23 protein-coding genes are annotated in these 23590 nt (G+C 65.5%); 15 read left to right on the top strand and 8 right to left on the bottom strand.

Annotation, left to right across the window (positions count from 1 at the left end; genetic code table 11):
- Positions 1–6: 6 nt before the first annotated feature.
- The 11 genes from GRI47_RS07760 (at position 7) to GRI47_RS07710 (ending at position 9098) form a co-directional block, all read left to right on the top strand.
- Positions 7–1128, top strand: a complete 1122-nt coding sequence (locus GRI47_RS07760; protein WP_160660705.1) for a Re/Si-specific NAD(P)(+) transhydrogenase subunit alpha — start codon at positions 7–9, stop codon at positions 1126–1128.
- Between the two features lie 69 nt (positions 1129–1197).
- Complete coding sequence (locus GRI47_RS07755; protein ID WP_160660704.1) at positions 1198–1797, top strand: fasciclin domain-containing protein; 600 nt, start codon at positions 1198–1200, stop codon at positions 1795–1797.
- Positions 1798–1939: 142 nt separating this feature from the next.
- Positions 1940–2224 (top strand): NAD(P) transhydrogenase subunit alpha part 2, encoded by a 285-nt coding sequence (locus tag GRI47_RS07750; protein WP_160660703.1) that lies wholly within the window; start codon positions 1940–1942, stop codon positions 2222–2224.
- 119 nt (positions 2225–2343) lie between these two features.
- Complete coding sequence (locus tag GRI47_RS07745) at positions 2344–3885, top strand: NAD(P)(+) transhydrogenase (Re/Si-specific) subunit beta (RefSeq protein ID WP_337190662.1); 1542 nt, start codon at positions 2344–2346, stop codon at positions 3883–3885.
- Between the two features lie 19 nt (positions 3886–3904).
- Entirely contained in the window at positions 3905–4249 is a 345-nt protein-coding gene (locus GRI47_RS07740) for a hypothetical protein (protein WP_160660701.1), read from the top strand.
- Positions 4246–4563 carry a hypothetical protein gene (locus tag GRI47_RS07735; protein WP_160660700.1) on the top strand — a complete coding sequence of 106 codons (318 nt, stop codon included), beginning with the start codon at positions 4246–4248 and terminating at the stop codon, positions 4561–4563. The genes GRI47_RS07740 and GRI47_RS07735 overlap by 4 nt, the downstream gene beginning before the upstream one ends.
- Before the next feature lie 131 nt (positions 4564–4694).
- Positions 4695–5390, top strand: a complete 696-nt coding sequence (locus GRI47_RS07730; protein WP_160660699.1) for an aspartate/glutamate racemase family protein — start codon at positions 4695–4697, stop codon at positions 5388–5390.
- A gap of 123 nt (positions 5391–5513) precedes the next feature.
- Positions 5514–6626 (top strand): S8 family serine peptidase, encoded by a 1113-nt coding sequence (locus GRI47_RS07725; RefSeq protein ID WP_160660698.1) that lies wholly within the window; start codon positions 5514–5516, stop codon positions 6624–6626.
- A gap of 143 nt (positions 6627–6769) precedes the next feature.
- Entirely contained in the window at positions 6770–7942 is a 1173-nt protein-coding gene (locus GRI47_RS07720) for a deoxyguanosinetriphosphate triphosphohydrolase (protein ID WP_160660697.1), read from the top strand.
- Positions 7935–8636, top strand: coding sequence for an NAD(P)H-binding protein (locus GRI47_RS07715; RefSeq protein ID WP_160660696.1), 702 nt, complete (start codon positions 7935–7937; stop codon positions 8634–8636). Before GRI47_RS07720 ends, GRI47_RS07715 begins: the two co-directional genes overlap by 8 nt.
- 9 nt (positions 8637–8645) lie before the next feature.
- Complete coding sequence (locus GRI47_RS07710; RefSeq protein ID WP_160660695.1) at positions 8646–9098, top strand: ABA4-like family protein; 453 nt, start codon at positions 8646–8648, stop codon at positions 9096–9098.
- Positions 9099–9127: 29 nt separating this feature from the next.
- Here GRI47_RS07710 and GRI47_RS14800 read toward each other — a convergent pair whose 3' ends face one another.
- Positions 9128–9268 (bottom strand): hypothetical protein, encoded by a 141-nt coding sequence (locus GRI47_RS14800; protein WP_202387464.1) that lies wholly within the window; start codon positions 9266–9268, stop codon positions 9128–9130.
- Positions 9269–9390: 122 nt separating this feature from the next.
- Here GRI47_RS14800 and GRI47_RS07705 point away from each other — a divergent pair, with 122 nt between their 5' ends.
- A complete protein-coding gene (locus GRI47_RS07705; RefSeq protein WP_160660694.1) occupies positions 9391–9621 on the top strand; it encodes a hypothetical protein in 231 nt (76 codons plus the stop codon).
- Between the two features lie 7 nt (positions 9622–9628).
- Here the strand turns inward: GRI47_RS07705 and GRI47_RS07700 are convergent, their stop codons facing one another.
- Entirely contained in the window at positions 9629–11161 is a 1533-nt protein-coding gene (locus GRI47_RS07700; protein WP_160660693.1) for a TadA family conjugal transfer-associated ATPase, read from the bottom strand.
- A gap of 185 nt (positions 11162–11346) precedes the next feature.
- On the opposite strand from GRI47_RS07700, the gene GRI47_RS07695 reads away from it, so the two are divergent.
- The 3 genes from GRI47_RS07695 (at position 11347) to GRI47_RS07685 (ending at position 16628) form a co-directional block, all read left to right on the top strand.
- Positions 11347–12267, top strand: a complete 921-nt coding sequence (locus tag GRI47_RS07695; RefSeq protein ID WP_160660692.1) for a DMT family transporter — start codon at positions 11347–11349, stop codon at positions 12265–12267.
- Positions 12268–12350: 83 nt separating this feature from the next.
- The gene (glmS, locus tag GRI47_RS07690; protein ID WP_160660691.1) at positions 12351–14174 is read left to right on the top strand and encodes a glutamine--fructose-6-phosphate transaminase (isomerizing); all 1824 of its coding nucleotides are present in this window, start codon (positions 12351–12353) and stop codon (positions 14172–14174) included.
- 102 nt (positions 14175–14276) lie between these two features.
- A complete protein-coding gene (locus tag GRI47_RS07685) occupies positions 14277–16628 on the top strand; it encodes a putative bifunctional diguanylate cyclase/phosphodiesterase (RefSeq protein WP_337190661.1) in 2352 nt (783 codons plus the stop codon).
- 29 nt (positions 16629–16657) lie between these two features.
- Here GRI47_RS07685 and purQ read toward each other — a convergent pair whose 3' ends face one another.
- The 6 genes from purQ to wrbA form a co-directional block, all read right to left on the bottom strand.
- Complete coding sequence (gene purQ / locus GRI47_RS07680; protein ID WP_160660690.1) at positions 16658–17347, bottom strand: phosphoribosylformylglycinamidine synthase subunit PurQ; 690 nt, start codon at positions 17345–17347, stop codon at positions 16658–16660.
- A complete protein-coding gene (gene purS, locus GRI47_RS07675; protein WP_160660689.1) occupies positions 17347–17580 on the bottom strand; it encodes a phosphoribosylformylglycinamidine synthase subunit PurS in 234 nt (77 codons plus the stop codon). Before purS ends, purQ begins: the two co-directional genes overlap by 1 nt.
- Positions 17581–17665: 85 nt before the next feature.
- Positions 17666–20527, bottom strand: coding sequence for a M16 family metallopeptidase (locus tag GRI47_RS07670; protein WP_160660688.1), 2862 nt, complete (start codon positions 20525–20527; stop codon positions 17666–17668).
- A 50-nt stretch (positions 20528–20577) separates the two neighbouring features.
- Positions 20578–21384 carry a phosphoribosylaminoimidazolesuccinocarboxamide synthase gene (purC, locus tag GRI47_RS07665; protein ID WP_160660687.1) on the bottom strand — a complete coding sequence of 269 codons (807 nt, stop codon included), beginning with the start codon at positions 21382–21384 and terminating at the stop codon, positions 20578–20580.
- 114 nt (positions 21385–21498) lie between these two features.
- The gene (locus GRI47_RS07660) at positions 21499–22833 is read right to left on the bottom strand and encodes a cation:proton antiporter (RefSeq protein WP_160660686.1); all 1335 of its coding nucleotides are present in this window, start codon (positions 22831–22833) and stop codon (positions 21499–21501) included.
- 42 nt (positions 22834–22875) lie between these two features.
- Positions 22876–23478 carry an NAD(P)H:quinone oxidoreductase gene (wrbA, locus tag GRI47_RS07655; RefSeq protein ID WP_160660685.1) on the bottom strand — a complete coding sequence of 201 codons (603 nt, stop codon included), beginning with the start codon at positions 23476–23478 and terminating at the stop codon, positions 22876–22878.
- Positions 23479–23590: the final 112 nt, after the last annotated feature.

The following is a 23590-nucleotide window of genomic DNA, read 5'->3' as shown; positions in this document are numbered from 1 at the left end:
CCGCCGGTGAAGATCGCGATCCTGAAGGAGACGGCGCCGGGCGAAGCCCGCGTCGCGGCGACGCCTGAAACGGTGAAGAAATTCAACGCCCTGGGCGCGACCATCGCGATCGAGGAGGGGGCGGGCGCCGCCGCGTCCTATCCCGACGAGGCCTATCGCGAAGCAGGGGCCGAAGTGCTGCCTGCGGGCCGTGCCGTGTCGGAGGCCGATATCGTGCTGGGCATTCAGGCCCCGCCAGCAATGGCTCTTGCCGGGGCTAAGAAAGGCGCCTGGGTCGCGGCGAGCTTCGATCCCTTCCGTCAGCAGGAGCTGGTCGCGGAGTATGCCAAGGGCGGGTTCGAGGCGCTGGCGATGGAGCTGATGCCGCGCATCACCCGCGCGCAGAGCATGGACGTGTTGTCCAGCCAGTCGAACCTTGCGGGTTACAAAGCGGTGCTGACCGCCGCCAATGTCTATGGCCGCGCTTTCCCGATGATGATGACAGCCGCGGGCACGGTGCAGGCGGCGCGCGTTTTCGTGATGGGCGTGGGTGTGGCGGGCCTTCAGGCGATCGCCACGGCCAAGCGGTTGGGCGCGCAGGTTTCCGCCACCGACGTGCGCAGCGCGACGAAGGAACAGATCCAGTCGCTGGGCGCGAAACCGGTCTTCGTGGAAAATGTCGCCGGGATCGAGGGCGAGGGCGCGGGCGGCTATGCCACGGAGATGAGCGAGGAATATCAGAAGGCCCAGGCCGAGCTGGTATCCGGCCACATCGCCAAGCAGGATATCGTCATCACCACCGCGCTGATCCCGGGCCGGGCTGCCCCGCGCCTGATCTCGGATGCGCAAGTCGCCAGCATGAAGCCGGGCAGCGTGATCTTCGATCTGGCGGTTGCGCAGGGCGGCAATGTCGAAGGGTCGAAACCGGACGAGGTGATCGAGCGCCACGGCGTCAAGATCGTCGGCTACAGCAACACCGCCGGGCACCTCGCGGCGGACGCCAGCGCACTGTTCGCGCGCAACCTCTATAATTTCCTCAACGCCTTCTGGGACAAGGACCAGGGCCGCCCGGTGCTGGACGAAGAGATCGGCGACGCGATCCGGCTGACGCGCGACGGCGCTGTCGTGCACCCTAAGCTGGCTTCCTGAGCGGGTTTCGGAACTCTCGTTCCTACCGTCCGTTGCGAACGGGACGGGGATAGGAACGGAAATTTAACCATGAAAACCACTTTAAAACTCGCGGCCATCTCGGCCGCCGCGCTGGCGCTCACTGCGTGCCAGACCACGGTCGGCGCGGATGCCGACGTCAATGCTGCCGGTATGTCCGCCGGAACGAGCGTGATGGTCGGCGGTGCGGCAATGTATCCCAACCGCACCATCGTCCAGAACGCGTCCGCCGCATCGAACCTCACCACGCTGGTCGCGGCGGTGAAGGCTGCCGGCCTCGTCGACACGCTGAGCGGGCCGGGCCCCTTCACCGTGTTCGCGCCGACCAACGCGGCGTTCGAAAAGGTGCCTGCCGCCACGCGCGCATCGCTGATGCAGCCCGCCAATCGCGCCCAATTGCGTAGCGTGCTGACCTATCACGTCGTGCCCGGCACGCTGACCGCTGCCGACCTGATGCAGCGCATCCGCGCCGGTAACGGCACCGCCACGCTGACCACGGTGCAGGGACAGACCCTTCGCCTAAGCATGATGGGCAACCAGATCATGATCAACGGCCAGGCGGGTTCCAGCGCGCATGTCACGCAGGGCGATGTGCGTCAGTCGAACGGCATCGTGCATGTGATCGACGGGGTGCTGACGCCTTCGATGTAAGGCAAACCCTCCAAAGGTTCGGGGCCGCGAGCGTCAAAAGGCGTTCGCGGCCCTTTTCCGTATCAGGGATAGCCGATTTTCCGCGCTCGACTTGTCTCCGGGTGCTTGCAATAAAGGGCTCCTGCTTCGGGAGGGGGCTCACTTGGACTTCATCACCATCCTGTCGATCTTCGTGCTGGCGTGCTTCGTCGGCTATTACGTGGTCTGGTCGGTCACGCCCGCGCTGCACACGCCGCTGATGGCGGTGACCAATGCGATCTCCAGCGTCATCATCGTCGGCGCACTGATCGCGGCGGCGGCGGCGGACGTGGCGGGAGCGAAATGGCTCGGCCTGCTCGGCATCGTGCTGGCGAGCGTCAACATCTTCGGCGGCTTCGCGGTGACCGAGCGGATGCTGGCCATGTACAAGAAGAAGGAGAAGAAGTGATGCGCGGCACCATCTCTCCTCTCCGTCGCCCCGGACCCCGATCCGGGGCGGTGCTTCCTGTTGGCCTGACGCAAAAGGCAGCTTGGCCCCGGATCAAGTCCGGGGCGACGGGTGTGCTGGTGGCGGCTCTTTTCGCGACTCCCGCCCAGGCTTCCACCGGCGAGGCGGCGAGCCCGTGGGTCGCGCTCGCCTATCTGGTGGCGGGCGTGTTCTTCATCCTCGCGCTGCGCGGCCTGTCCTCGCCCGCGACGAGCCGGACGGGCAACCGCTTCGGCATGATCGGGATGCTGATCGCGGTCGTGACAACGCTGTTGACCCACTGGCCTAGAATCACACCGGCCGCTTGCCGTGACGCATTTGCGCGGGGCGAGTTCGGGTTCTGTAGCGAGACATTGCCATATACGGATTGGGTGAGCGCAGGCGAAATCCTCATCGCAATCGCCATCGGCGCGCTGATCGGCATCACCATCGCCCGCCGCATCGCCATGACGGCGATGCCCGAACTGGTGGCGGGCTTCCACTCGCTCGTCGGTCTCGCCGCGGTGCTGGTGGGCTGGGCGGCCTATCTCAATCCCGGCGCGTTCGATCTGCTCGATCCGGGTGGAGCGATCGATCCGGTCAGCAAGGTCGAAATGGGCCTCGGCATCGCCATCGGGGCGATCACCTTTTCAGGTTCGGTCATCGCCTTCCTGAAACTGTCCGGCCGGATGAGCGGATCGCCGATCCTACTGCCCGCGCGCCACATCATCAATCTCGGCACGCTCGCGGCGATCCTCGTCCTGACGGCCTTCTTCGCGCACACGCCGGGGGCGGAAGCGAACCTGCCCTTCATCGTCGCGCTGACCGTCGCGGCCTTCCTGATCGGCTTCCTGCTGATCATTCCGATCGGCGGGGCGGACATGCCGGTCGTGGTGTCGATGCTGAACAGCTATTCCGGCTGGGCGGCGGCGGCGATGGGCTTCACGCTCGGCAATTCGGCGATGATCATCACCGGCGCGCTGGTCGGATCGTCGGGTGCGATCCTCAGCTACATCATGTGCCGCGCGATGAACCGCAGCTTCCTCAGCGTGATCGCGGGCGGCTTCGGCGCGGATGCGGGCGGCGGCGGAGACGGGGAGGCGCGCGAACAGCGCCCCTACAAGCAGGGCAGCGCCGACGATGCGGCCTTCATGCTCGAACAGGCGGAGAAGGTCATCGTCATCCCCGGCTACGGCATGGCGGTCGCGCAGGCGCAGCACGCGCTTCGCGAGATGACCGACATTCTCGAGGAGAAGGGTGTGCAGGTGAAGTTCGCCATCCACCCCGTCGCGGGGCGTATGCCGGGGCACATGAACGTCCTGCTGGCCGAAGCGAACGTGTCCTATGACAAGGTGTTCGAACTGGAGGACATCAACAGCGAATTCGCGCAGGCCGATGTCGCCTTCATCATCGGTGCGAACGATGTGGTCAATCCGGCGGCCAAGACCGACAAGAGCTCGCCCATCTACGGGATGCCTGTGTTCGACGTAGACAAGGCCAAGCAGGTCTTCTTCATCAAGCGCTCGATGGGCGGGGTCGGCTATGCGGGCGTCGACAATGACGTGTTCTACATGGACCAGACCATGATGTTGCTGGCGGACGCGAAAAAGATGGTCGAGGAGATCGTCAAGGCGCTCGACTGAGCGGGAAGGCGAACGAGCGATGCGCAAGGCCCTGATCCTGATAATCGTCCTGGCGCTCGCCGGAACCGCCGCTTGGCTCTATTTCGGCGGGGTGGAGCGCGTCACCGAAACTCGCGTGCGGACCGCGCTGACCGAGAAGGGCGTGCCGCCGCGCCTCGCCGAATGCATGGCGGGGCGGATGACCGACCAGCTGACGATCGCGCAATTGCGCAGCCTTGAAAGGCTGGCCCCGCTGGAAGGCGAACCCGGCATCCCGCTCGCGCCCGGCGATGTGATGGAGCGGATGCGCCGGGTCGACGATCCGCAGGCCATCGAAGTGACGGTGCGTGCGGCGGCAAGCTGTTCGCTGGGAATTTCGCTGTGAGATATGCGGCGCTTCTCTTCGCACCCCTCCTTCTCGCCGGATGCGTTCAGGCCATCGCCGAAAGCCGCGTGCGCAGCGCGTTGAGCGAGGCAGGCCTGAACGACCGGGTGTCCGATTGCATGGCCGGGCGGATGGTGGATCGTCTCACGATCGAACAGTTGAAGAAGCTCGAACGCTTGAAGACCCGCGCCGCCGAGCGCGATCCTGTTACAATCCGCGATTACCTCTCGCGCGTCGCGCGGGTCGGGGATGCGGAGGTGATCGGTGTCACATCCTCGTCGGCTGCCCTGTGCGCGACGGGCATCGCGGACTAGACACACCCCTCTCGCAACCTTGCCGGTAAGTCTGCCGCATTGCAGCGGAACCCGCCGCGCCGCGAATCGTTGTGCCCGAAACGAACGATCCCGCGGAAGTTTACTGCGGGCGCCACAGGAAGGACGGTGCATTGCGTAAGCTGGGTCTCATTGGGGGGATGAGCTGGGTCTCGACCCGCGCCTATTACGAACGAATCAATCGGCTGGTGCAGAAGGCGAAGACGCCTACCCACAGCGCGCCTCTGCTGATCGAGAGCCTGGAATATTCACCTCTCTACGCCCTGCGCGAAGAGGAAAGCTGGGACCAGGCGGCGCGGATGCTGATCGACAGCGCGCGCAGGCTGGAAGCTGCGGGCGCGGGCGCGATCGTGATCGCCGCCAATTCGATGCATCGCGTCTACGACCGGGTGGCGGAAGCGATCGGGATCGAGATCATCCACATCGCCGACACGGTCGGCCAGGCGCTGGAAGGCCACGATATCGGCGAAGTGCTGCTGCTCGGCACGCGGCCGGTGATGACCGAGAGCTTCTATCGCCAGCGCATCATCTCGCACGGCATCGACCTGCTTCCGCCCGACGAGGACGATGTCGAGATGGTCGATTCGATCATCTACAAGGAACTGATGCTGGGCAAGGTCAGCCGCGATGCCGAACGCGCGCTCAAGACCATCATCACGCGCAAGGAACAGCGTGGGGCGGGCGCGGTGATCCTGGCCTGCACGGAGCTGGGCCTGGTCGTGGATACCGATGCGAACGTCCTGCCGATCTTCGATACGACCGACACGCACTGCCAGGCAGCGGCGGACTGGATCCTGGCGAAGGATTAGAAAGAAAAGCGTCGCAAACTTGTAACACAATTGCGAATTTCGCGAAATTTGCTCGTCGGCTCTTGCACCCCGGCGCGTTGGCGCCATGCTGCCCTTCTCGTAACTCGGGAAGGGACGTTACACATGAAATCAGGTACTTTGGGTCGCCTCGCCATGGTGAGTGGAATGGCACTTGCAGCGGCGGGTATCGCCGCGCCGGCGGCAGCGCAGAAGATCGACAACAGCTATATCTGCGTCTTCAAGGAAGGCACGGTGGCGCGCGGGCAGGAGAGGGCCCAGGCGAACGCCGCTGCCGCGAATGCAGGCGGAAACGTCAATCACGTCTACACTCGCGCCATTCGCGGCTTCGCTGCGAACATGTCGGCGCGTGGCGCGGCGCAGATGCAGGCTTCGAACCCGCGCATCGCCTATTGCGAGCAGGATCAGGTGGTGAAGACCGCGCAGGGCAAGCCCGGCGGCGGAAGCACCGGCAGCGCGTCGGAAACCACGCCGTGGGGCATCGCCCGCGTCGGTGGCGGACAGACGGGAGCCACGGGCCGCGCCTTTGTGATCGATAGCGGGGTCGACCTCGATCACCCCGATCTCAACGTCAACACCGGCATGTCGCGCAGCTTCACGCGCGAGAAGAATGCCGACGATGGCAATGGCCACGGCACCCACGTCGCGGGCACGATCGCGGCTATCGCCAACAACAATATCGGCGTCGTCGGCGTGGCCGCGGGCGCGGAAATCGTCGCGGTCAAGGTGCTGACGCGCAGCGGCTCGGGCTCGAACAGCGGCGTGATCGCGGGCGTGGATTATGTCGCGCAGGTTGGCCGCGCGGGCGATGTTGCGAATATGAGCCTCGGCGGCGGGGTTTCGACCACGCTCGACAACGCCGTCATCAACGCTGCGGCGGGCGGGGTGAAATTCGTCCTCGCGGCGGGTAACGAGAGCGACAATGCGGACAACCACTCGCCCGCACGCGCCAACGGACCGAACGTGTTCACCGTGTCGAGCTTCGCACAGGGCGACAACTGGTCCAGCTTCTCGAACTTCGGCAATCCGCCGGTCGATTATGCGGAGCCGGGCTCGTCGATCTATTCGACCTATAAAGGCGGCGGCTACGCCACCTTGTCGGGCACCTCGATGGCCGCGCCGCACCTTGCGGGCCTGCTGCTGCTCGGCCCGGTGCGCTCGGGCGGGACGGTCAAGGGCGATCCGGACGGCAATCCCGACACGATCGGCATCCGTTGATCCTCTGATCCTGAAGGGGGCCGCGCGTCTTTCGGGACGCGCGGCCCTTTTCGTTTGCGGGGCGCTTCTGGCGGAGTTTCCCACCAGGTTGCCAATCTGTTCACGTTGCCGCTCGTGCGCGCGTGACCTAACCGCTCCGCTCGATGGATCGCGCAGCCTTTGCCTCGGACCCGGCGCATTCGCGCGGGCGGGAATTCCCCGTTGCCAGCGCTGTCACGCGCGGCGAAATCCGGGGTCCGCGCAGCGAATTCCAGCGTGACCGGGACCGGATCGTCCATTCGATCGCCTTCCGCCGCTTGCGTTCGAAAACGCAGGTCTTCGTCGCGCCCGATGGCGACCATTACCGCACCCGCCTCACCCACAGCCTGGAAGTCGCGCAGATCGGGCGCGTGCTGGCGCGCGCCCTGCGGCTCGACGAGGATCTGACCGAGGCGCTCTGTCTTGCGCACGATATCGGCCACCCGCCTTTCGGCCATGCGGGCGAAAAGGCGCTGAGCGCCGCGATGGTCGAGGCGGGCGGATATGATCACAACGCCCATTCGCTGCGCACGCTGGCGCGGCTCGAATGTCCCTATCCCGCGCATGACGGGTTGAATCTCACCTTCGAGACGCTGGAGGGCCTCGCCAAGCATAACGGCCCCGTCGCTTCGCCGAACTGGGCGCTGAGCGAGATCGACGCGGCATTCCCGCTCGACCTTGCGACCTGGCCTTCCGCCGAGGCGCAGATCGCCAATGTCGCGGACGATATCGCCTACGACAATCACGATATCGACGATGGCCTGCGCGCAGGATTCCTCCAGCTCGACGATCTCCTCACGCTCGATTTCGTGGCCGACCAATGGGCGGGCGTCGAGAGGCGGTTTCCCCATGCCGAACACGAGCGCAAATTGCGCGAGCTGGTTCGCGGGCAGATCGGGATGATGGTCAACGATGTGCTCGCCCACAGCGCCGATCGCTTGCGCGATGTCGCCAGCGTAAACGAGGTGCGCGCCGCGAACGGACCGCTCGCCGGATTTTCGCCCGCGATGGCGGCGCAGGAGCGGCGCCTCAAGGCGTTCATGTACGAACGGCTGTATTATCATCCCGAGCAGAAGCAGACCGCCGAACGTGCGCGCGAGGTGATCGCGGCGCTGTTCGTCGCATATAGCGAGGACGAGCGCACCCTGCCCGAGGGCTGGCGCGCCGGCCTGCCCGAAAGCGAACCCGAGCGCAGCCGCCATATCGCGGACTTCATCGCGGGCATGACCGATCGCTTCGCCATCGACCAATATGCGCGTATCCATGGGCGTGTGCCCGAGGGGCTGAGCAATGTCTGATCCGATGCGGGTCACACTGGTCGGGGCGACGGGCCTCGTCGGACGGCATGTGATCGAAGGCTGCGTCGGGCGGCGCGACCTGCGCCTCGCCGCGATCGCGCGGCGTGAGATGCCGCTGCCCCAAGGTGCGACCATGGAAATGTTCGTGGCCGAGCCCGATAACTGGGCGCAAATTTTCGAAGCGCTGCGCCCGCGCGCCCTGATCTGCGCGCTGGGCACGACCTGGAAACAGGCTGGCGAGGACGAGGCGGCGTTTCGCGCGGTCGATTATGATCTGGTGCTGGACACGGCGCGCAATGCCAAGGAGCATGGCTGCGAGCGGATGGTGGTTGTCAGCTCGGTCGGCGCGGATCCTCATGCCAAGCAGTTCTATCTGCGGGTCAAGGGCGAGGTCGAAAAGGAGCTGGGCCGGGTTGGCTTCCACCGCCTCGACATCCTGCGGCCCGGCCTGTTGCGGGGCGAGCGGGGTGGCGATCGGCGCACGGCGGAACGGCTCGCGATCGCGGCGAGCCCGCTTTTCAACCTGTTGCTGCACGGCAAATATGCGCAATACCGCGCTATCGAGGCGGAGACGGTCGCGCGCGCCTGCGTGTCGCTGGCGCTGAAACCGGCGCGCGGGCGTTTCGTCCATTCGAATTCGGGAATCGAACGCGCTGCGCGTAGCCTGCCGCTGCCTGTGGCCGAAACGGAATAGGAGCGGAGGATGGCCTGGGAGACGCTGTTCGGGATCGCGAATGTCTGGGCGATGATCTGGTGGGCGGGTCTGATCCTCGCACCGCGCTGGCCCGCTCTGCTGTCGGGCGTGCTGTTCGCCGGAATCGGGCTGCTATGCCTCGCCTATGCGGTGCTTTTTGGCTTGATCCTGAGCGGTTCGGTCGATCCGGTGGGGGGCGGCGGCGGCGCGAACTTCACCACGATCTCCGGCGTGCAGGCGATCTTCGCCAGCCAGGGCGGTGCCGTGGTGGGCTGGGTCCATTACCTTGCCTTCGATCTCTTCGTGGGGCTGTGGATCGCGCGCGACGCCGATGCGAAGGGCTTTTCGCGCCTGTTGCAGGCCCCGATCCTGCTCGCGACTTTCATGGCGGGGCCCGTGGGCCTGCTCCTATGGCTTGCGATCAGGGAGCGGCGCGCGCGTCAGGCCGGGCGCTGGCAGTAAAGCGCCAAGCGACCGCGCTGCGTGCCGTGTCAGGTCGCGTCGTCGACGTCGTTGGCGACCGATTCAAGGTCCTGACCGATGCCGCGTACCGTATTGCAGGCTGCGGTCGAGAGAGTCATGGCCGCGAGGCCGACGGCGATAATGATCTTGCGCATTTCGAGATAACTCACCTTCGGTGTTTCGGGTTCCGAACCGTGCGGTTCGTGGATTCGCTTACCGGCGAGGCCATGCCCGCCTTTTGCCGCCGATAGCGGCCTTGCCGTTTCGGGTGGCTGAACCATATGGCCGCGTGATGAGCGAACCCGATTTCCTGCTTTTCGCCAATGACGCGGAATTGCTGGCCCTGAGCGGCGGGGCGCTGATCCTGCTGGCGATGGCCGCGATGCGGATGGATCGCCGCCGGTCGCGGCGCCGGGATATCGACCGGGTCGGCTGGGTGCCGTGGACCGGGCTGTTCGTGACGCTGGCCGTGCTCGGCGGCGGGATGCTGGCGCTGGCACTGCCGGTGGTTATCGCCGGATAGGGTGCATTTACAGGCAGGCTTCGAGATAGGCCTGGTCGAACCCGAACTGGCGCGCCTTTTCCAGCGTATAGGGCCTCAAACCGCTGGAGCGGTATTCGCCCATGATCTTGCCGTCATCGCCTTCGTCGAGATATTCGAACTTGAACAATTCCTGGGTGACGATGACGTCGCCTTCCATCCCGATCACCTCGGTGATGTTGGTCGTCCGCCGGGAACCGTCGCGCAGGCGCTTGACCTGAACGATCAGGTCGACGCTTTCCGCGATCTGGCGGCTGATGGCTTCCTTTGGGATCTTGATGTCGCCCATCAGGATCATGTTCTCCATACGGCCAAGGCATTCGCGTGGGCTGTTGGCGTGGAGCGTACACATCGAGCCGTCATGGCCGGTGTTCATCGCGGCGAGGAGGTCGAAACACTCCGCGCCGCGAATTTCGCCGAGGATGATGCGGTCGGGGCGCATACGCAGGGCGTTCTTGACGAGGTCGCCGATGGTGATCGCGCCCTGACCTTCGAGGTTGGGCGGGCGGGTTTCGAGCGGCAGCCAGTGCGGCTGCTGCAAGCGAAGTTCCGCCGCGTCTTCGATCGTCAGCACGCGCTCGCCCGGATCGATCATCTTCGACAGGGCGTTGAGCATGGTCGTCTTGCCCGAACCCGTACCACCCGAAATGACGACGTTCATCCGGCACGCGCCCGCGATCTTGAGTGCGGTGGCCATCTTCTCGCTCATCGAGCCGAAGCCCTGGAGCATGTCGATGGTGATCGGCTTTTCGGAGAATTTACGGATCGAGATCGCGGTGCCGCGCAGCGAGAGCGGCGGGACGATCACGTTGACGCGGGACCCATCCTTGAGGCGGGCGTCGGCGAGCGGGGTGGTCTGGTCGACGCGGCGACCGACCTGGTTCACGATCCGCTGCGCGATCTGAAACAGATGCTGCTCGTCGCGGAACTGGATCGGGGCGAGCACGAGCTTGCCCTTCTTTTCGATATAGGTCTGCTGCGGCCCGTTGACCATGATGTCGGACACGTCCGGGTCGGCCAGCAATTCCTCCAGCGGGCCGAAGCCCAGCAATTCGTCGACCAGCACCTTTTCGAGCGCGAACTGCTCGCGCCGGTTGAGGGTGACCTTCAACTCGGCGAGCACTTCGAGGATGATCGGTCGGAATTCTTCCGACAATTCATCCTTGGTGAGCGTGGCCGCGGCTTCCGGGTCGACGCGTTCGAGCAGGCGGGGGAGCACCTGTTCCTTGATCTTGTGGACGCTCGCCTCGAAGCCGCCGATCTGTGAATTGGTGTCGTGGACCGCGTTCATGCGATCCTCGAGGCGGGCCATCGCTTCGGATTTCTGCGGCGGGCCGCTCCCCATCTGCGGGTCGAGCGCATCGTGGGGGATCGGTGGGAACTGGTCCCCGCCATCGGTTACGGGTTCAGGCCGGGTGGGAGACGGCGGGCCGCCGCCGCGCATCGGCTTGGCGACTCCGAATTGCGGACGCGCGCCGGAGGACATGCCGCCCGGTCCATTCTTTCGTCCGAATGCACTCATTCCCGATAACCCCCAGGCGCGATTGTTTCGCTTGGTAAAAGTAGGGCGCGAGGCCCGACAGTCTCTTCCGAAGAATGGTGAATAGGTTGGAAAGCTTATTTTTTCCCTAAGGCGCCCTGTCGCCAAAGCGCGGCGCGCCCGTTAAGGGGCGGGCTTTCGGATTCCTAAGGGACAGCGCGAGCGCCATGCAGCAGGACGACAGGAGCGGATTGCTGCTCGCCGCGTCGGGGTTCGCCTCGCTCTCGGTCGGCGATGCGATCGTCAAGACGATGGCGGGCGAATGGTCGCCCCTCGCCGTGGCGGCCCTGCGCTTCACCATCGGGGCGCTGGGCCTGGCGACGCTGCTTTACCTCAAGGAAGGGCGTGGCGGGTTTCGCCCGCGCAATCACTGGCTCCAGGTCGGGCGCGGGGCGTGCCTTGCAGGGGCCACCCTGTGCTTCTTTTCGGCGATCTTCGCCATGCCGCTGGCGACCGCGATGGCGCTGGCTTTCGTCTCGCCCGTCTTCGTCGCGATCTTGAGTGGGCCGCTTCTGGGCGAGAAGGTGCGGCCGCTGGTCTGGCTGGTCTCCGCGATCGCGCTATGCGGGGTGGCGCTGATCCTGCGCCCCAATCTCGCTGCTCTGGGTCTTGTCGCGCTGCTCCCGCTCGCCTCAGCCCTGTTCTTCGCGCTGATGGTCATCATGAACCGGGCGAGCGCGGGGCAGGGAAGCTCGCTTTCGATGCAGGCCTTCATCGCCATGTGGGCGACGCCGTTCCTGATCCTCGCCGCGACGTTGGGACATCTCAGCGGCGAGCCGAGCCTCGCTGTCGGGGTGCCGGACTGGAGCGTCGTCGCGCGCTGCGCGCTTGTGGCGCTGACCGCCAGCACCGCGCACTGGCTCGCCTATCTCGGCACGATGCGCGCAGGCGCTGCCACGATCGCGCCCGTCACCTACGTCCAGATGCTGGTGGCGACGACGCTCGGCTATCTCCTGTTCGGTGACGTGCCCGATCTGGCGACTTTCGCGGGCGCCGGGATCATCATCGGAGCGGGTCTGCTGCTATGGTCGCGCACGCCTGCACGTTCGCCTGCCAAGCAGCCGTCCGGCCCTACCGGACCGAGTTGAGCGATCCGTAACGTTGATAGTTCGGGATTTCGCGCTAGAGCGGCGGATATCTCGAACAGTGTGAATCCAGGACCTTTTCTACCATGTGCGGAATCATCGGTATCGTCAGCGGCAGCCCGGTCGCCGATCGGCTCGTCGACGGCCTCAGGCGGATGGAATATCGCGGCTATGACAGCGCGGGCGTGTGCACCATCCATGACGGCGATCTGGTACGCCGCCGTGCGGAGGGCAAGCTCGCCAATCTGGTCGAGGAGCTGAACCGCCGCCCCGCGCCGGGCGCAATCGGGATCGCGCATACCCGCTGGGCGACTCACGGCGCCCCGAACGAGAAGAATGCCCACCCGCACGCGACCGAGCACCTCGCGGTAGTGCACAACGGCATCATCGAGAACTACAAGGAATTGCGCGCCGAATTGCGCGGCGAGGGCCGCACGCTGGAGAGCGACACCGACACCGAAGTGGTCGCCCATCTTCTCTCGCGCGAGGTCGAGAACGGGGCGAGCCCGCAGGATGCGGTCAAGACCGTCCTTCCGCGCCTGCGCGGTGCCTTCGCGCTGGCGATCGCCTTTCGCGCCCATCCCGACATGCTGATCGGCGCGCGTCTCGGCTCGCCTCTGGTGGTCGGCTATGGCGAGGACGAGACCTTTCTCGGCTCCGATGCGCTGGCGCTGGCCCCGCTGACGCAGCAGATTTCCTATCTCGAGGAAGGCGACTGGGTCGTGATCCGCCGCGAAGGCGCGCAGGTCTACGATCACGAGAACAATCCGGTCGAGCGCGCAATAACCACTTCCGGCGCATCCGCAGCGGCGACGGAGAAGGGCAATTACCGCCACTTCATGCAGAAGGAGATCTTCGAGCAGCCGACCGTGGTGGCGCAGACGCTCTCCTCCTACATCCATCGCGCCGACAATTCGGTTGCGCTGCCCCAGTTCGATTTCGACCTGTCGACCATTCGCCGCGTGACGATCGTCGCCTGCGGCACGTCGTTCTACGCCGGGCTGGTCGCCAAATACTGGTTCGAACATTTCGCGCGCGTTCCGGTCGATATCGATGTCGCGTCCGAATTCCGCTATCGCGAGCCGGTGCTGGAAGAGGGCGGGCTGGCCCTGTTCATCAGCCAGAGCGGCGAGACCGCCGATACGCTGGCGGCCCTGCGGCACTGCAAGGCGAACGGGCAGACCATCGCGGTGGTCGTCAACGTGCCGACAAGTTCGATGGCGCGCGAAGCCGACCTGCTGCTCCCGACCCATGCCGGGCCGGAAATCGGCGTCGCCTCTACCAAGGCCTTCACCTGCCAGCTCGCGGTTCTTGCGGCCCTTGCTGCCCACATGGCAGTCAAGAAGGGGCGGATGAACCGCGCCGAAGAGGAAGAGGTGGTCGCGCATCTCCTCGAAGCGCCCGCCTGCCTCAACGCCGCGCTCGACCACGACGAGGATATCGCGGCGATGGCGCATCTTATCGCCCCCGCGCGGGACGTCCTGTATCTGGGGCGCGGCCCGGATTATCCGCTCGCGCTCGAAGGGGCGCTGAAACTGAAGGAAATCAGCTACATCCACGCCGAAGGCTATGCCTCGGGCGAGATGAAGCACGGGCCCATCGCCCTGATCGACGAAAAGGTGCCCGTCATTGTCATCGCGCCGTCCGGCCCGCTGTTCGAAAAGACGATCTCCAATATGGAGGAGGTCCGCGCGCGCGGCGGTCAGGTCGTGCTGATCTCGGACGCAAAGGGGCTGGAGGATGCGGGCGAGGGGTGTCTGGCGACGATCGAGATGCCGCGCGTCCACCCGCTCATCGCACCGTTGGTCTATGCCGTGCCCGTCCAGCTGCTCGCCTATCACGTCGCCTGCGTCAAAGGGACCGATGTGGACCAGCCGCGCAATCTGGCGAAATCCGTGACCGTCGAATAGGCCGTGGCCAGTGCTCTGCCGTTCGATGTCATGCTGTTACGGACCCGGATGCGAAGCGCAGCCTTTACCTCGAAATAACCTTTCGCGGGCTACAGCGCTCCGGTGAGCGATACGACCAATCAAGACACGCTTCCCGACAAGCTCAACCTGTCGGCGGTGATCGGACTCTCGCAGCCCGGCGATGGTGACTGGTCGAATGTGCAGGGCTCGCAATATGCGCTTCTTTCGGAGCGGGTGTTCGCACGGGTGTTGCTTCATGTCTTCGGACTGGTGCTCGTCTTCAGCCAGCTCCATTCGAGTGTCTCGTGGACCGTCCTGGGGGGATGGACGGCACTGCTGATCGCGACGATCGCGCATGGAGCGGTGATCGACCGCAAGCTGGCCGATGCAAGCAGGCGCCTGTTCACCAGAAGGGAATATTGGGGCCACGCCGCCAACCAGCTGGCGAAGGGCGCGGTTTGGGGCTCTTTGGTCGCCTATGCGGCGCTGACGGGCAATCTGACGGGCGCGATGATCGTGTGGGGCGTCACCGCCCTGCTGGTGGTGACATCGTCGGCAAGCCGCTTCAGCGCGCCGCTCGGTGCGATCGCCTTTTGCGGCGCCATCGGTCTCGTATCCTCGATCGCCTTTATTATCTCCGGTGCCGTGGTCCCGGCGGCGCTCGCCTTCGTAACCGCGCTGTGCGGCGCTGGCGCGGCGGTCGAAACCGCCCGAATATCCATGACCGCGCGCGTCGCCCAGACCGGTATGGACGAAAAGAGCCAGGTCGTGTCCTTCCTCCTGCGCGAATACGAGGATACCGATGCCGACTGGCTGTTCGAACTCGATACCGGACGCCGCCTGCGTTCGGTGACTCCGCGCCTCGCCTTCGCCCTCTCGCGCGAACTCGACGAGATCGAGGGGGCCTCCTTCATCCAGCTGATCGCCGGCGATGCCTGGGAAACGGGGAAATTCCCGCCCAGCCTCCACGTCTTCGCCGACAAGCTCAAGCGCCGCGAAAGCTTCTCCGACCTCGTCGTCGAGGTCTCGATCGGCGGCAAGCGCCGCTGGTGGGAATTGTCAGGCACTGCGATCACCGCGCCGGACGGGAGCTATGCAGGTTTCCGCGGCGTGGGCTCGGATGTCACCGAGCAGCAGGAATCCTCCGCGAAAATCGCCTATCTCGCGCGCTACGACACGCTGACCTCGCTCCCCAACCGCCTGATGCTCACCGAGACCTTGGGCGCGGCGCTGCGGTATGCGGAGAAGTGGCGTACCCGTTGCGCCTTTCTGATGATCGATCTCGACCGGTTCAAGGCGGTCAACGATTCGCTCGGCCATCTGGTCGGTGACCGGATGCTGTCCGAAGTCGCCAAGCGCCTGAATTCCCTGATGACCGAGAACGAGATGTGCGGCCGCCTCGGGGGTGACGAATTCGCCGTCGTGATCCGCGACGCGGGCGATCGCAGCTATGTGACGAAAGTCGCGCAGTCGATCATCCAGCACCTGTCCGAACCGTATCAGATCGATCACCACGTCCTCTATGTCGGCGCCAGCATCGGGGCGGCCTTCGGGCCGCGCGACGGGCGCACGGTGGAAGAGCTGATGCGCAATGCCGACCTTTCGCTCTATCGGGTGAAGGATGAAGGCGGCGGCCAGTTCCACGAATACGAACCGTCGCTTCACGCGACCGCGGAAGAGCGTCGCAAGCTGGAATTGTCGCTGCGCTCGGCGTTGGCGAACAACGAATTGTTCCTCAATTTCCAGCCTGTCGTGAACGCCCGCAGCGAGAATCTGGTCAGCTTCGAAGCGCTCGTCCGCTGGAAGAATCCCGATCACGGGATAGTCAGCCCTGCAAAGTTCATCCCGCTCGCCGAAGATACGCGGCTGATCGTCCCGATCGGTCAATGGGTCATGCAGGAGGCCTGCAACGAGGCCGCGACCTGGCCGGAATACGTCAAGATCAACGTCAACGTCTCGCCCGAGCAATTGCTCGAACCCGATTTCGCCACCACGGTCGTCCAGGCCCTCTCGCGCAGCGGATTGACGCCGAGCCGGCTCGAGATCGAGGTGACCGAAAGCATCTTCCTGCGCGATGCCGATGTCGCTCGCCGTGCGCTGGAGCAGGTCATGGCGCTCGGCTGTTCGGTGGCGCTCGACGATTTCGGCACCGGCTATTCCTCGCTCGGCTATCTGCGCAAGCTCAAATTCTCCACGATCAAGGTCGATCGCTCCTTCGTGCAGGGTGCTTCGCAGAACAGTGCCGAGAGCCTGGCGATCATCAACGCGGTCGTGGCGATGGCGGGCAGCCTGGGCATGACCACGACCGCCGAAGGCGTCGAAACCGCCGAAGAGGCCGCGATGATCCGCGACATGGGCTGCGATAAGATCCAGGGCTACCATTTCGGCAGGCCGATGCCGGTCGAAGAGGTTCGCGCCGTGTTCAAACGCTCCGAGACCATCCGCACCGCCTGAACGGCAGCGGGCGGCTCACTCGCCTCGAATCAGGCCTGGGCGAGCGCCGCGATCGCGCTTTCGAACAGGATCAGCCCGTCCGTGCCGCCATGCGCCGGATCGACCGCGCGTTCGGGGTGCGGCATCATGCCGAGCACATTGCCGCGCTCGTTGAGGATCCCCGCGATCGAGCGCTGTGATCCGTTGTAGTTTTCCCGATAGCGGAAGGCGATACGGCCTTCGCCTTCGAGCCGGTCCAGCGTGTCGGCATCGGCGAAATAATTGCCGTCGTGATGGGCGACGGGAATGCGGATCGCCGCGCCCTCATCATAGCCGCGCGTGAACAGGGACTGCGTGTTCTCTACCGTCAGCTCCGCATCGCGGCAGATGAAGGTCTGCCCGGCATTGCGCATCAGCGCGCCCGGCAACAGGCCCGCTTCCGCGATCACCTGGAAACCGTTGCACACGCCCAGAACGGGAACGCCGCGTTCCGCCTCGCGCTTGACCGCGCGCATGATCGGGCTGTTCGCCGCCATGGCGCCGCTGCGCAGATAGTCGCCATAGGAAAAGCCGCCGGGCAGGGCGATGAAATCGAGCCGTTCGGGCAGGTCGCTATCGCCATGCCAGACGCGCAGGGCCGGCGTGCCGCTCGCACGTTCGAGCGCGACCGCCATGTCGCGGTCGCAATTCGAGCCGGGAAAGGTAACGACCGCCGCGCGCCAACCCGATGCCTGCGCCATCAGCCGAGCCTTTCGATGCGGTAATTCTCGATCACCGTGTTGGCGAGCAGCTGTTCGCACATCTTTTCGAGCGCTTCGTCGCTGGTCGAATCGGCGACATCGAGTTCCACCGTACGCCCGATGCGGACATCCTCGACCCCGTCGAATCCCATGCCTTCCAGCGCGTGGTGGACGGCGCGGCCCTGGGGATCGAGGACGCCGGGTTTCAGGCTGACGAGAATGCGGACTTTCATCGGGGGGACCTGCCTTTCGTGGGGTCTGGCCGTATGGTCGGGATCGAGCGCGCCTATGCCGCTCCGAGCGGCGAAGGGCAAGCCGTCAGGAGGGTGGGGCTGCGGGCACGACCTCGATCACGACTGCTTTTTCGGGATCAAGGAAGCGCGCCGCGAGCGCCTTGAGGTCGGCGGCGGTGATCGCCTGCTGCCGCTCCGGTGCCATCAGCATCCGCGCGCGCTCGTCGGCCTCGCTTTGCGCACGGGCGGTAAAGGCCATCCAGCCGCTATTCGTCTTGAAGCGGTTGGCGAGATTTTCGAGCAGGGGCCGCCGCGCGCGCTCGACCATGTCCTCGTCCGGCCCGTCGGCGATAATCCGCTCGATCGTCGCCATCATGGCCTCGCGCGCGGCGGCGAGCTGGCCTGCATCGATCTCGGCCCCGATCGCGAAAGTGCCGTAATCGGTATAGGTATCGGACTGGCTGCTGCTCGAAAGCGCCGAATAGGTCTGGCCCAATTCCTCGCGCAGCGTGTCGGTAAGCGCGATATCGACCACGCGGGCGAGCAAAGTGAGGCCGCTCGACAGGTCCCAGTCGGTTTGATCCGTGGTCGGCCAGTAGAACCGGATCAGCGCCTGGTCGGGCTCCCCGCCATGGGTAAGCGTGAAGGTTTCGCGCCGGTCGGTGAAGCTGCGGATGCGCTCTCCGCCGTCATAGGCGCGGAACTGCGTCTCGCGTGGCGGGAGGGCGCCGAAAGTCTGCGCCACCAGCCGGATCGCCTCGTCCTCGTCAAAATCGCCGACCAGCGCGATCTCGAGCGCGCCGTTTTCGAGGCGGTCGCCGATCACCGCCCGCAATTTGGCGTAATCGAGCGCGCGATAGGCCTCGATCGGCTGGCGGGTGAAGCGCGGGTCGTCGTCCGACAGGATCGGGCCGAGCCCTTCGGACAGCGCGGATTGCGGTGTCTTGCCGAGCCGCGCGAAGAAATCGCCGAGCGAACGCTGCCAGGGCCCAAGACCTTCGGCGCGGTAGCCCGGATCGGAGAGATAGGCGGCCATCAGCTGCAATTGCAGTTCGAGGTCGCGCGGCGTTGTGGTCGCGCTGCTGACGAACACCTCGTCGCCCGCGCCGAAGGATGCGCCCACCGATCTCCCGGCGAGGATCGACTGCAATTCGTCGCGGCTATGGCGCCCGAGGCCGCCCGCCGACAGCAGCGGCGTCAGTTCGACCGCGAGCGGTTCGGCGCGGCTTTCCAGCAATTCGCCGCCATCGAGCGTCAGACGCACCATCACGCGATCGTCCGACAGGTCGGTGGGCTTGAGATTGAGCATCGTCCCATTGGCGAAACGCAGCGTGCGGATGCCGAGATCGGGTATCCGCTCGTCCGCGACGATTTCGCCCGGTTCGCCGAAATCGGTGTAGGCGAATGCGGCGACATCGCCATCTTCGGGCGGAGCAACGGGCCTTTGAAGGGCCGCCGCCACGACCTCGCGGACCGCCGCGATGCCGCCTTCGGGCGCGGTCTTGCCCGAGAAGCGGATCAGCGGAATATCGAGCGCATTCGCATCGGCGCGCATCGCGGCAAGGACGTTTTCCGGCGTGATCTCGGCCTCGTAGCGTTCGTAGAGCGCGAGATCCTCCATGGGGCCAGTGGGAACGCTCTCGCCGCGCGCGATGCGGAACGCCTCTCCGGCGAAGGTCGCATTGCTGCGCGTGCCCGCATTGGCGCGCCCGTTTTCGAAGGCGGTGCGCAGATTGGCGGTCTGTTCGGCGACCTCGCCCGGCGTCGGGCCGTATTCGAGCATCCGCCTGTATTCCTCGATCACCGTCGCGATGGCGCGGGGCCACTGGCCTTCCTCGCTCGCCGCCGCGATCTGCGTGCTGCGCGCCGCTTCGAAGAAGTCCGAGGTGCCGGTGGAGACACCGCGGAACGGAGGGTCCTCGCTGCGCTGCAGGCGCTGGAGACGCCGCCCCAGGATACGTCCGCCAACCACCCGCAGCAGGGTGTCCCTGCGCTCCGCGGCGGTATCGGGCCGGTCCGACCAGGCGCCGTGGCTCGCGATGGTGATCGTCTCGGTCAGCGCCGGGTCGAGATAGACTGCCTCGCGCCCGGCATCCGCGATTTCGACCGGTCCGGCCGCGGGCTGATCGGGGGAGGGACGCGCCTGCCAATCGGCGAAATGCTTCGCGATCGCCGCCTCGACGATCGCCGGATCGAAATCGCCGACGATCACCAGCACCGTATCGGCGGGCACATATTCCCGCTCCCAGAAAGCGCGCAAACCTGCGGCATCCGCAGCCGCGAGAGTCTCTTCCGCACCGATCGGCATCCGCTGGGCAGCGCGCGCCTCGGGGAAGAAGAATTCGAGCGAATCCACCGTGTTGCGCAGCGCGTAGGTGTTGCGCGTGCGCCGTTCCGCCAGCACCACGCCGCGCTCGCGCGCCACTGCTTGCTCGTCGAAGGTCAGTTCGCTCGCCGTCTCGCGCATCAGCATCAGGGCCGTGTCGAGCAAATCCGCATCCGCGCGCGGCAGGTCGAGCTTGTATTGCGTGCGCTCCATCCCGGTCGATGCGTTGGTGTCCGCCCCGAAGGCGAGGCCCAGCCGTTCGAGCAATCGGACCATCTCGCCCTCGGGCACATTCGTCGATCCGTTGAAGGCCATGTGCTCGACGAAATGCGCGAAGCCGCGCTCGTCATCGCGCTCGTCGAGCGATCCGGCGGCAATCTCCATGCGGACCAGCGCGGTGTTCTCGGGCCGGTCGTTGCGCCGGATGATATAGCGCAGCCCGTTATCGAGCCGCCCGAACCGCCAAGCCGCCTCGGGTGCAAATTCGCTGTCCACGAGATCCCATAGGGCGGGGTCCCAACTCGGCGCACTAGCGGCAGCTTCGGTGGGCGGTGCGTCCCGAGCGAGCACGGGCGAAGCGAGGAAGGCGAGGGGAATGAGCGCACGACGCAGAAAGATCATGCCTCGTCCTATCCCCTCACCGCTTTCCGTCACCTGTATCGCCTCCGCGTTCAGCCCTTTTTCGTCGGTTTCCCGCTGCGCAGGCGGCCGCGATGGGCGGACAGGTCGAAGACTTCGCCTGGGCCGCTATCCTCGTCCTTCAAAAGGCCGAGGCGGCGGGCGACTTCGCGATAGGCTTCTTCCTCGCCACCGAGATCGCGGCGGAAGCGGTCCTTGTCGAGCTTTTCGCCGGTGTTGATGTCCCACAACCGGCACCCGTCGGGCGAAATTTCGTCGGCGAGGATGATGCGGCTGTAATCCTGATCCCAGAGGCGCCCGAATTCGAGCTTGAAATCGACGAGGCGGATGTCGATCGCCGCGAACATCCCGCACAGGAAATCGTTGATGCGGATCGCCATGCTGGAGATGTCCTGCATCTCCTCGTTCGACGCCCAGTTGAAGCAGGCGATGTGTTCTTCCGCGATCAGCGGATCGCCCAGCGCATCGTCCTTGTAGTAATATTCGATCAGGGTGTGGGGCAGCGGCTCGCCCTCCTCCAGCCCCAACCGCTTGCAGATCGAGCCGGCGGCGACGTTCCTGACCACGACCTCGATCGGCACGATTTCGACTTGGCGGACCAGCTGTTCACGCATGTTCAACCGGCGGATGAAATGCGTCGGCACGCCGATATGCGACAGGCGGGTGAAGACATATTCGCTCACCCGGTTGTTGATCACGCCCTTGCCGTTGATCGTGCCCTTCTTCTGGGCGTTGAAGGCGGTGGCATCGTCCTTGAAATACTGGATGATGGTGCCCGGTTCGGGGCCTTCATACAGGATCTTGGCCTTGCCTTCGTAGATCTGGCGGCGACGTGCCATAAGCGGATTCCTCGGGACATCGGAAACGACTGGGGAAACGAATGGCCCCGGCGCGGCGGAATCGCGTGCCGGGGCAAGAGCGGTGCCCTTACATCACCCGACCGTGAGAGGCAATCAATCGAGGGGGGAGCGAGTGCCCGCTTCTTCGGCCGACCCCTCGACCGCCCCCTCGACTGCTTCCGCCCGCTGCCTCTTCAGATGCTCAATCAACCGCCCGAGCGTGGCGCGCTGGATGAGGACGCTGAACAGCACCGCCCCGAAGGTCGCCGCGAGCACCAGATCGCGGACCGGGCCGGGGGGCAGCGACAAAGCGAGCGCGATCGAGATGCCGCCGCGCAGCCCGCCCCACCACAGGACGCGCGCCGCCCCCTGCTGCTGGAGGCGGGCGGCGGGGATCAGCTTGGTCGACAGCCCGACCGCCGCCGCACGCGCCGCCAGAGTCAGCGGAATGGCGGCAAGGGCCATGGTCACCTCGGTAACGCCGGGCACGATGGCGATCAGTTCGAGGCCGATGAGAAGGAACAGCACCGAGTTCAGCAATTCGTCGACCAGTTCCCAGAACTTGATGACGTAATCGCGGGTCACGTCGCTCATCGCGAAAGTGACGCCGTGATTGCCGATGAGCAGCCCCGCCACTGCCATCGCCAGCGGGCCGGAAATATGCAGCGCGCTGCACAGGGCATAGCCGCCCATGACCACGGCGAGCGTGATCAGCACCTCGATCGCGTATTCGTCCATCCCCGCCAGCGCGCGATAGCCGATATAGCCCGCGACGAGGCCCACCAGCACACCGCCACCCGCCTCGATCGCGAACAGGCGCGCGCCTTCCGACAGGGAAAACTCCCCGCCCGTAATCGCCGCGCCGAGCAGGATGGTGAAGACGACGATGCCGACGCCGTCATTGAACAGGCTCTCGCCCGCGACCGCGCTTTGCAGCGAGAGCGGGACGTTCTCTTCCCTCAGGACCCCGAGCACGGAGACGGGATCGGTCGGTGCGATGAGGGCGCCGAACACGAAATACCAGATCGGCGCGATCGACAGACCGAGCAGCAGGCCCACGCCCCATGTCGCAAGGCCGACCAGAACGGTCGAGACGATCACGCCCACGGTGGAGAGCAGGAGCACCGGAAGCCAGGCGCTTCGCAGCCGCTCCAGATCGACATGCAGCGCGCCTGCGAACAGGAGGAAGCTCAGCATCCCCTGCAACAGCGTGTCCGTGAAATTGAGCTGCTGGAGCAGGCGCGCGACCGTATCGTCGAGCGTGATGCCGGGAACGACCGCATTCGCGATCATCAACCCGATCGCGCCCAGCGCGCCCATCACCGTCAGGCCGATGACATGCGGCAGTTTCAGGAAATGATGGTTGAACCAGCCGAGAAGGGCCGATGCGACCACGAGGATCGCCGCCATGTCGAAGGCGGAAAGCGATGCTGTGGCGGTTTCATGCATGCTTTCGCGCCTAGCGGGGGATGGCGGCGATGACCAATCGCTTTATCCGCCGAGCTTCGCCGCCGTCTGCGCGACACGCTTGCCGAGATAGCGGGCGCCGCCCAGTTCGACCTCGGACGGCTGGCGCGATCCGTCGCCATCGGCGATGGTGCTGGCACCGTAGGGCGTGCCGCCCTTGACCTCGTCCACGCCGACCAGCCCGTCATAGCCATAGTCGAGGCCAACCACCGTCATCCCCATGTGGAGCAGGTTGTTGAGGATCGACCACAGTGTCGTCTCCTGCCCGCCATGCTGGCTCGCCGTCGAGGTGAAGGCGGCGCCGACCTTGCCGATCAGTGCGCCTTTCTGCCACAGCCCGCCGGTCTGGTCCCAGAACGCGGCCATCTGGCTGGTCATCCGGCCATAGCGGGTGGGCGATCCGACGACGATGCCGTCATAGTCGGCAAGCTCGTCCGGCCCGCCGATGCACGTGTGGCCTTCCATCTTCTGGAACCCGGCGCTCTTCACCACCTCTTCGGGAGCGGTTTCGGGGACATGGCGGATCACCGCTTCCGCGCCGCCCTCGCGAATGCCCTCTGCGACCGCCTCCGCCATCTGGGCGGTGTGGCCGTAGGAGGAATAATAGAGCACCAGAATCTTGGTCATGGGAAGATCGTCCTGTCTGTTGGGAGGGAGAGGTTCTCCCGCTCAACCGATCAGGCGAGGTCTTTGTTTCCGAAGAAAGGGGGGCAGTCCGATAGCCCGCCCGACCCGCGCT

Origin of the sequence: Qipengyuania pelagi (assembly GCF_009827295.1) — a bacterium.
GTDB lineage: Bacteria > Pseudomonadota > Alphaproteobacteria > Sphingomonadales > Sphingomonadaceae > Qipengyuania > Qipengyuania pelagi.
This window is presented reverse-complemented; position numbering and strand designations above follow the sequence as displayed.

Coding starts and splice junctions, on each gene's coding strand:
- glmS (WP_160660691.1), top strand. CDS start 12,351: ATGTGCGGAATCATCGGTATCGTCAGCGGCAGCCCGGTCGCCGATCGG.
- purS (WP_160660689.1), bottom strand. CDS start 17,580: ATGAAAGTCCGCATTCTCGTCAGCCTGAAACCCGGCGTCCTCGATCCC.
- GRI47_RS07715 (WP_160660696.1), top strand. CDS start 7,935: ATGTCTGATCCGATGCGGGTCACACTGGTCGGGGCGACGGGCCTCGTC.
- GRI47_RS07670 (WP_160660688.1), bottom strand. CDS start 20,527: ATGATCTTTCTGCGTCGTGCGCTCATTCCCCTCGCCTTCCTCGCTTCG.
- GRI47_RS07740 (WP_160660701.1), top strand. CDS start 3,905: ATGCGCAAGGCCCTGATCCTGATAATCGTCCTGGCGCTCGCCGGAACC.
- GRI47_RS07720 (WP_160660697.1), top strand. CDS start 6,770: ATGGATCGCGCAGCCTTTGCCTCGGACCCGGCGCATTCGCGCGGGCGG.
- purC (WP_160660687.1), bottom strand. CDS start 21,384: ATGGCACGTCGCCGCCAGATCTACGAAGGCAAGGCCAAGATCCTGTAT.
- purQ (WP_160660690.1), bottom strand. CDS start 17,347: ATGGCGCAGGCATCGGGTTGGCGCGCGGCGGTCGTTACCTTTCCCGGC.
- GRI47_RS07705 (WP_160660694.1), top strand. CDS start 9,391: ATGAGCGAACCCGATTTCCTGCTTTTCGCCAATGACGCGGAATTGCTG.
- GRI47_RS07710 (WP_160660695.1), top strand. CDS start 8,646: ATGGCCTGGGAGACGCTGTTCGGGATCGCGAATGTCTGGGCGATGATC.
- GRI47_RS07695 (WP_160660692.1), top strand. CDS start 11,347: ATGCAGCAGGACGACAGGAGCGGATTGCTGCTCGCCGCGTCGGGGTTC.
- wrbA (WP_160660685.1), bottom strand. CDS start 23,478: ATGACCAAGATTCTGGTGCTCTATTATTCCTCCTACGGCCACACCGCC.
- GRI47_RS07755 (WP_160660704.1), top strand. CDS start 1,198: ATGAAAACCACTTTAAAACTCGCGGCCATCTCGGCCGCCGCGCTGGCG.
- GRI47_RS07700 (WP_160660693.1), bottom strand. CDS start 11,161: ATGAGTGCATTCGGACGAAAGAATGGACCGGGCGGCATGTCCTCCGGC.
- GRI47_RS07725 (WP_160660698.1), top strand. CDS start 5,514: ATGAAATCAGGTACTTTGGGTCGCCTCGCCATGGTGAGTGGAATGGCA.
- GRI47_RS07660 (WP_160660686.1), bottom strand. CDS start 22,833: ATGCATGAAACCGCCACAGCATCGCTTTCCGCCTTCGACATGGCGGCG.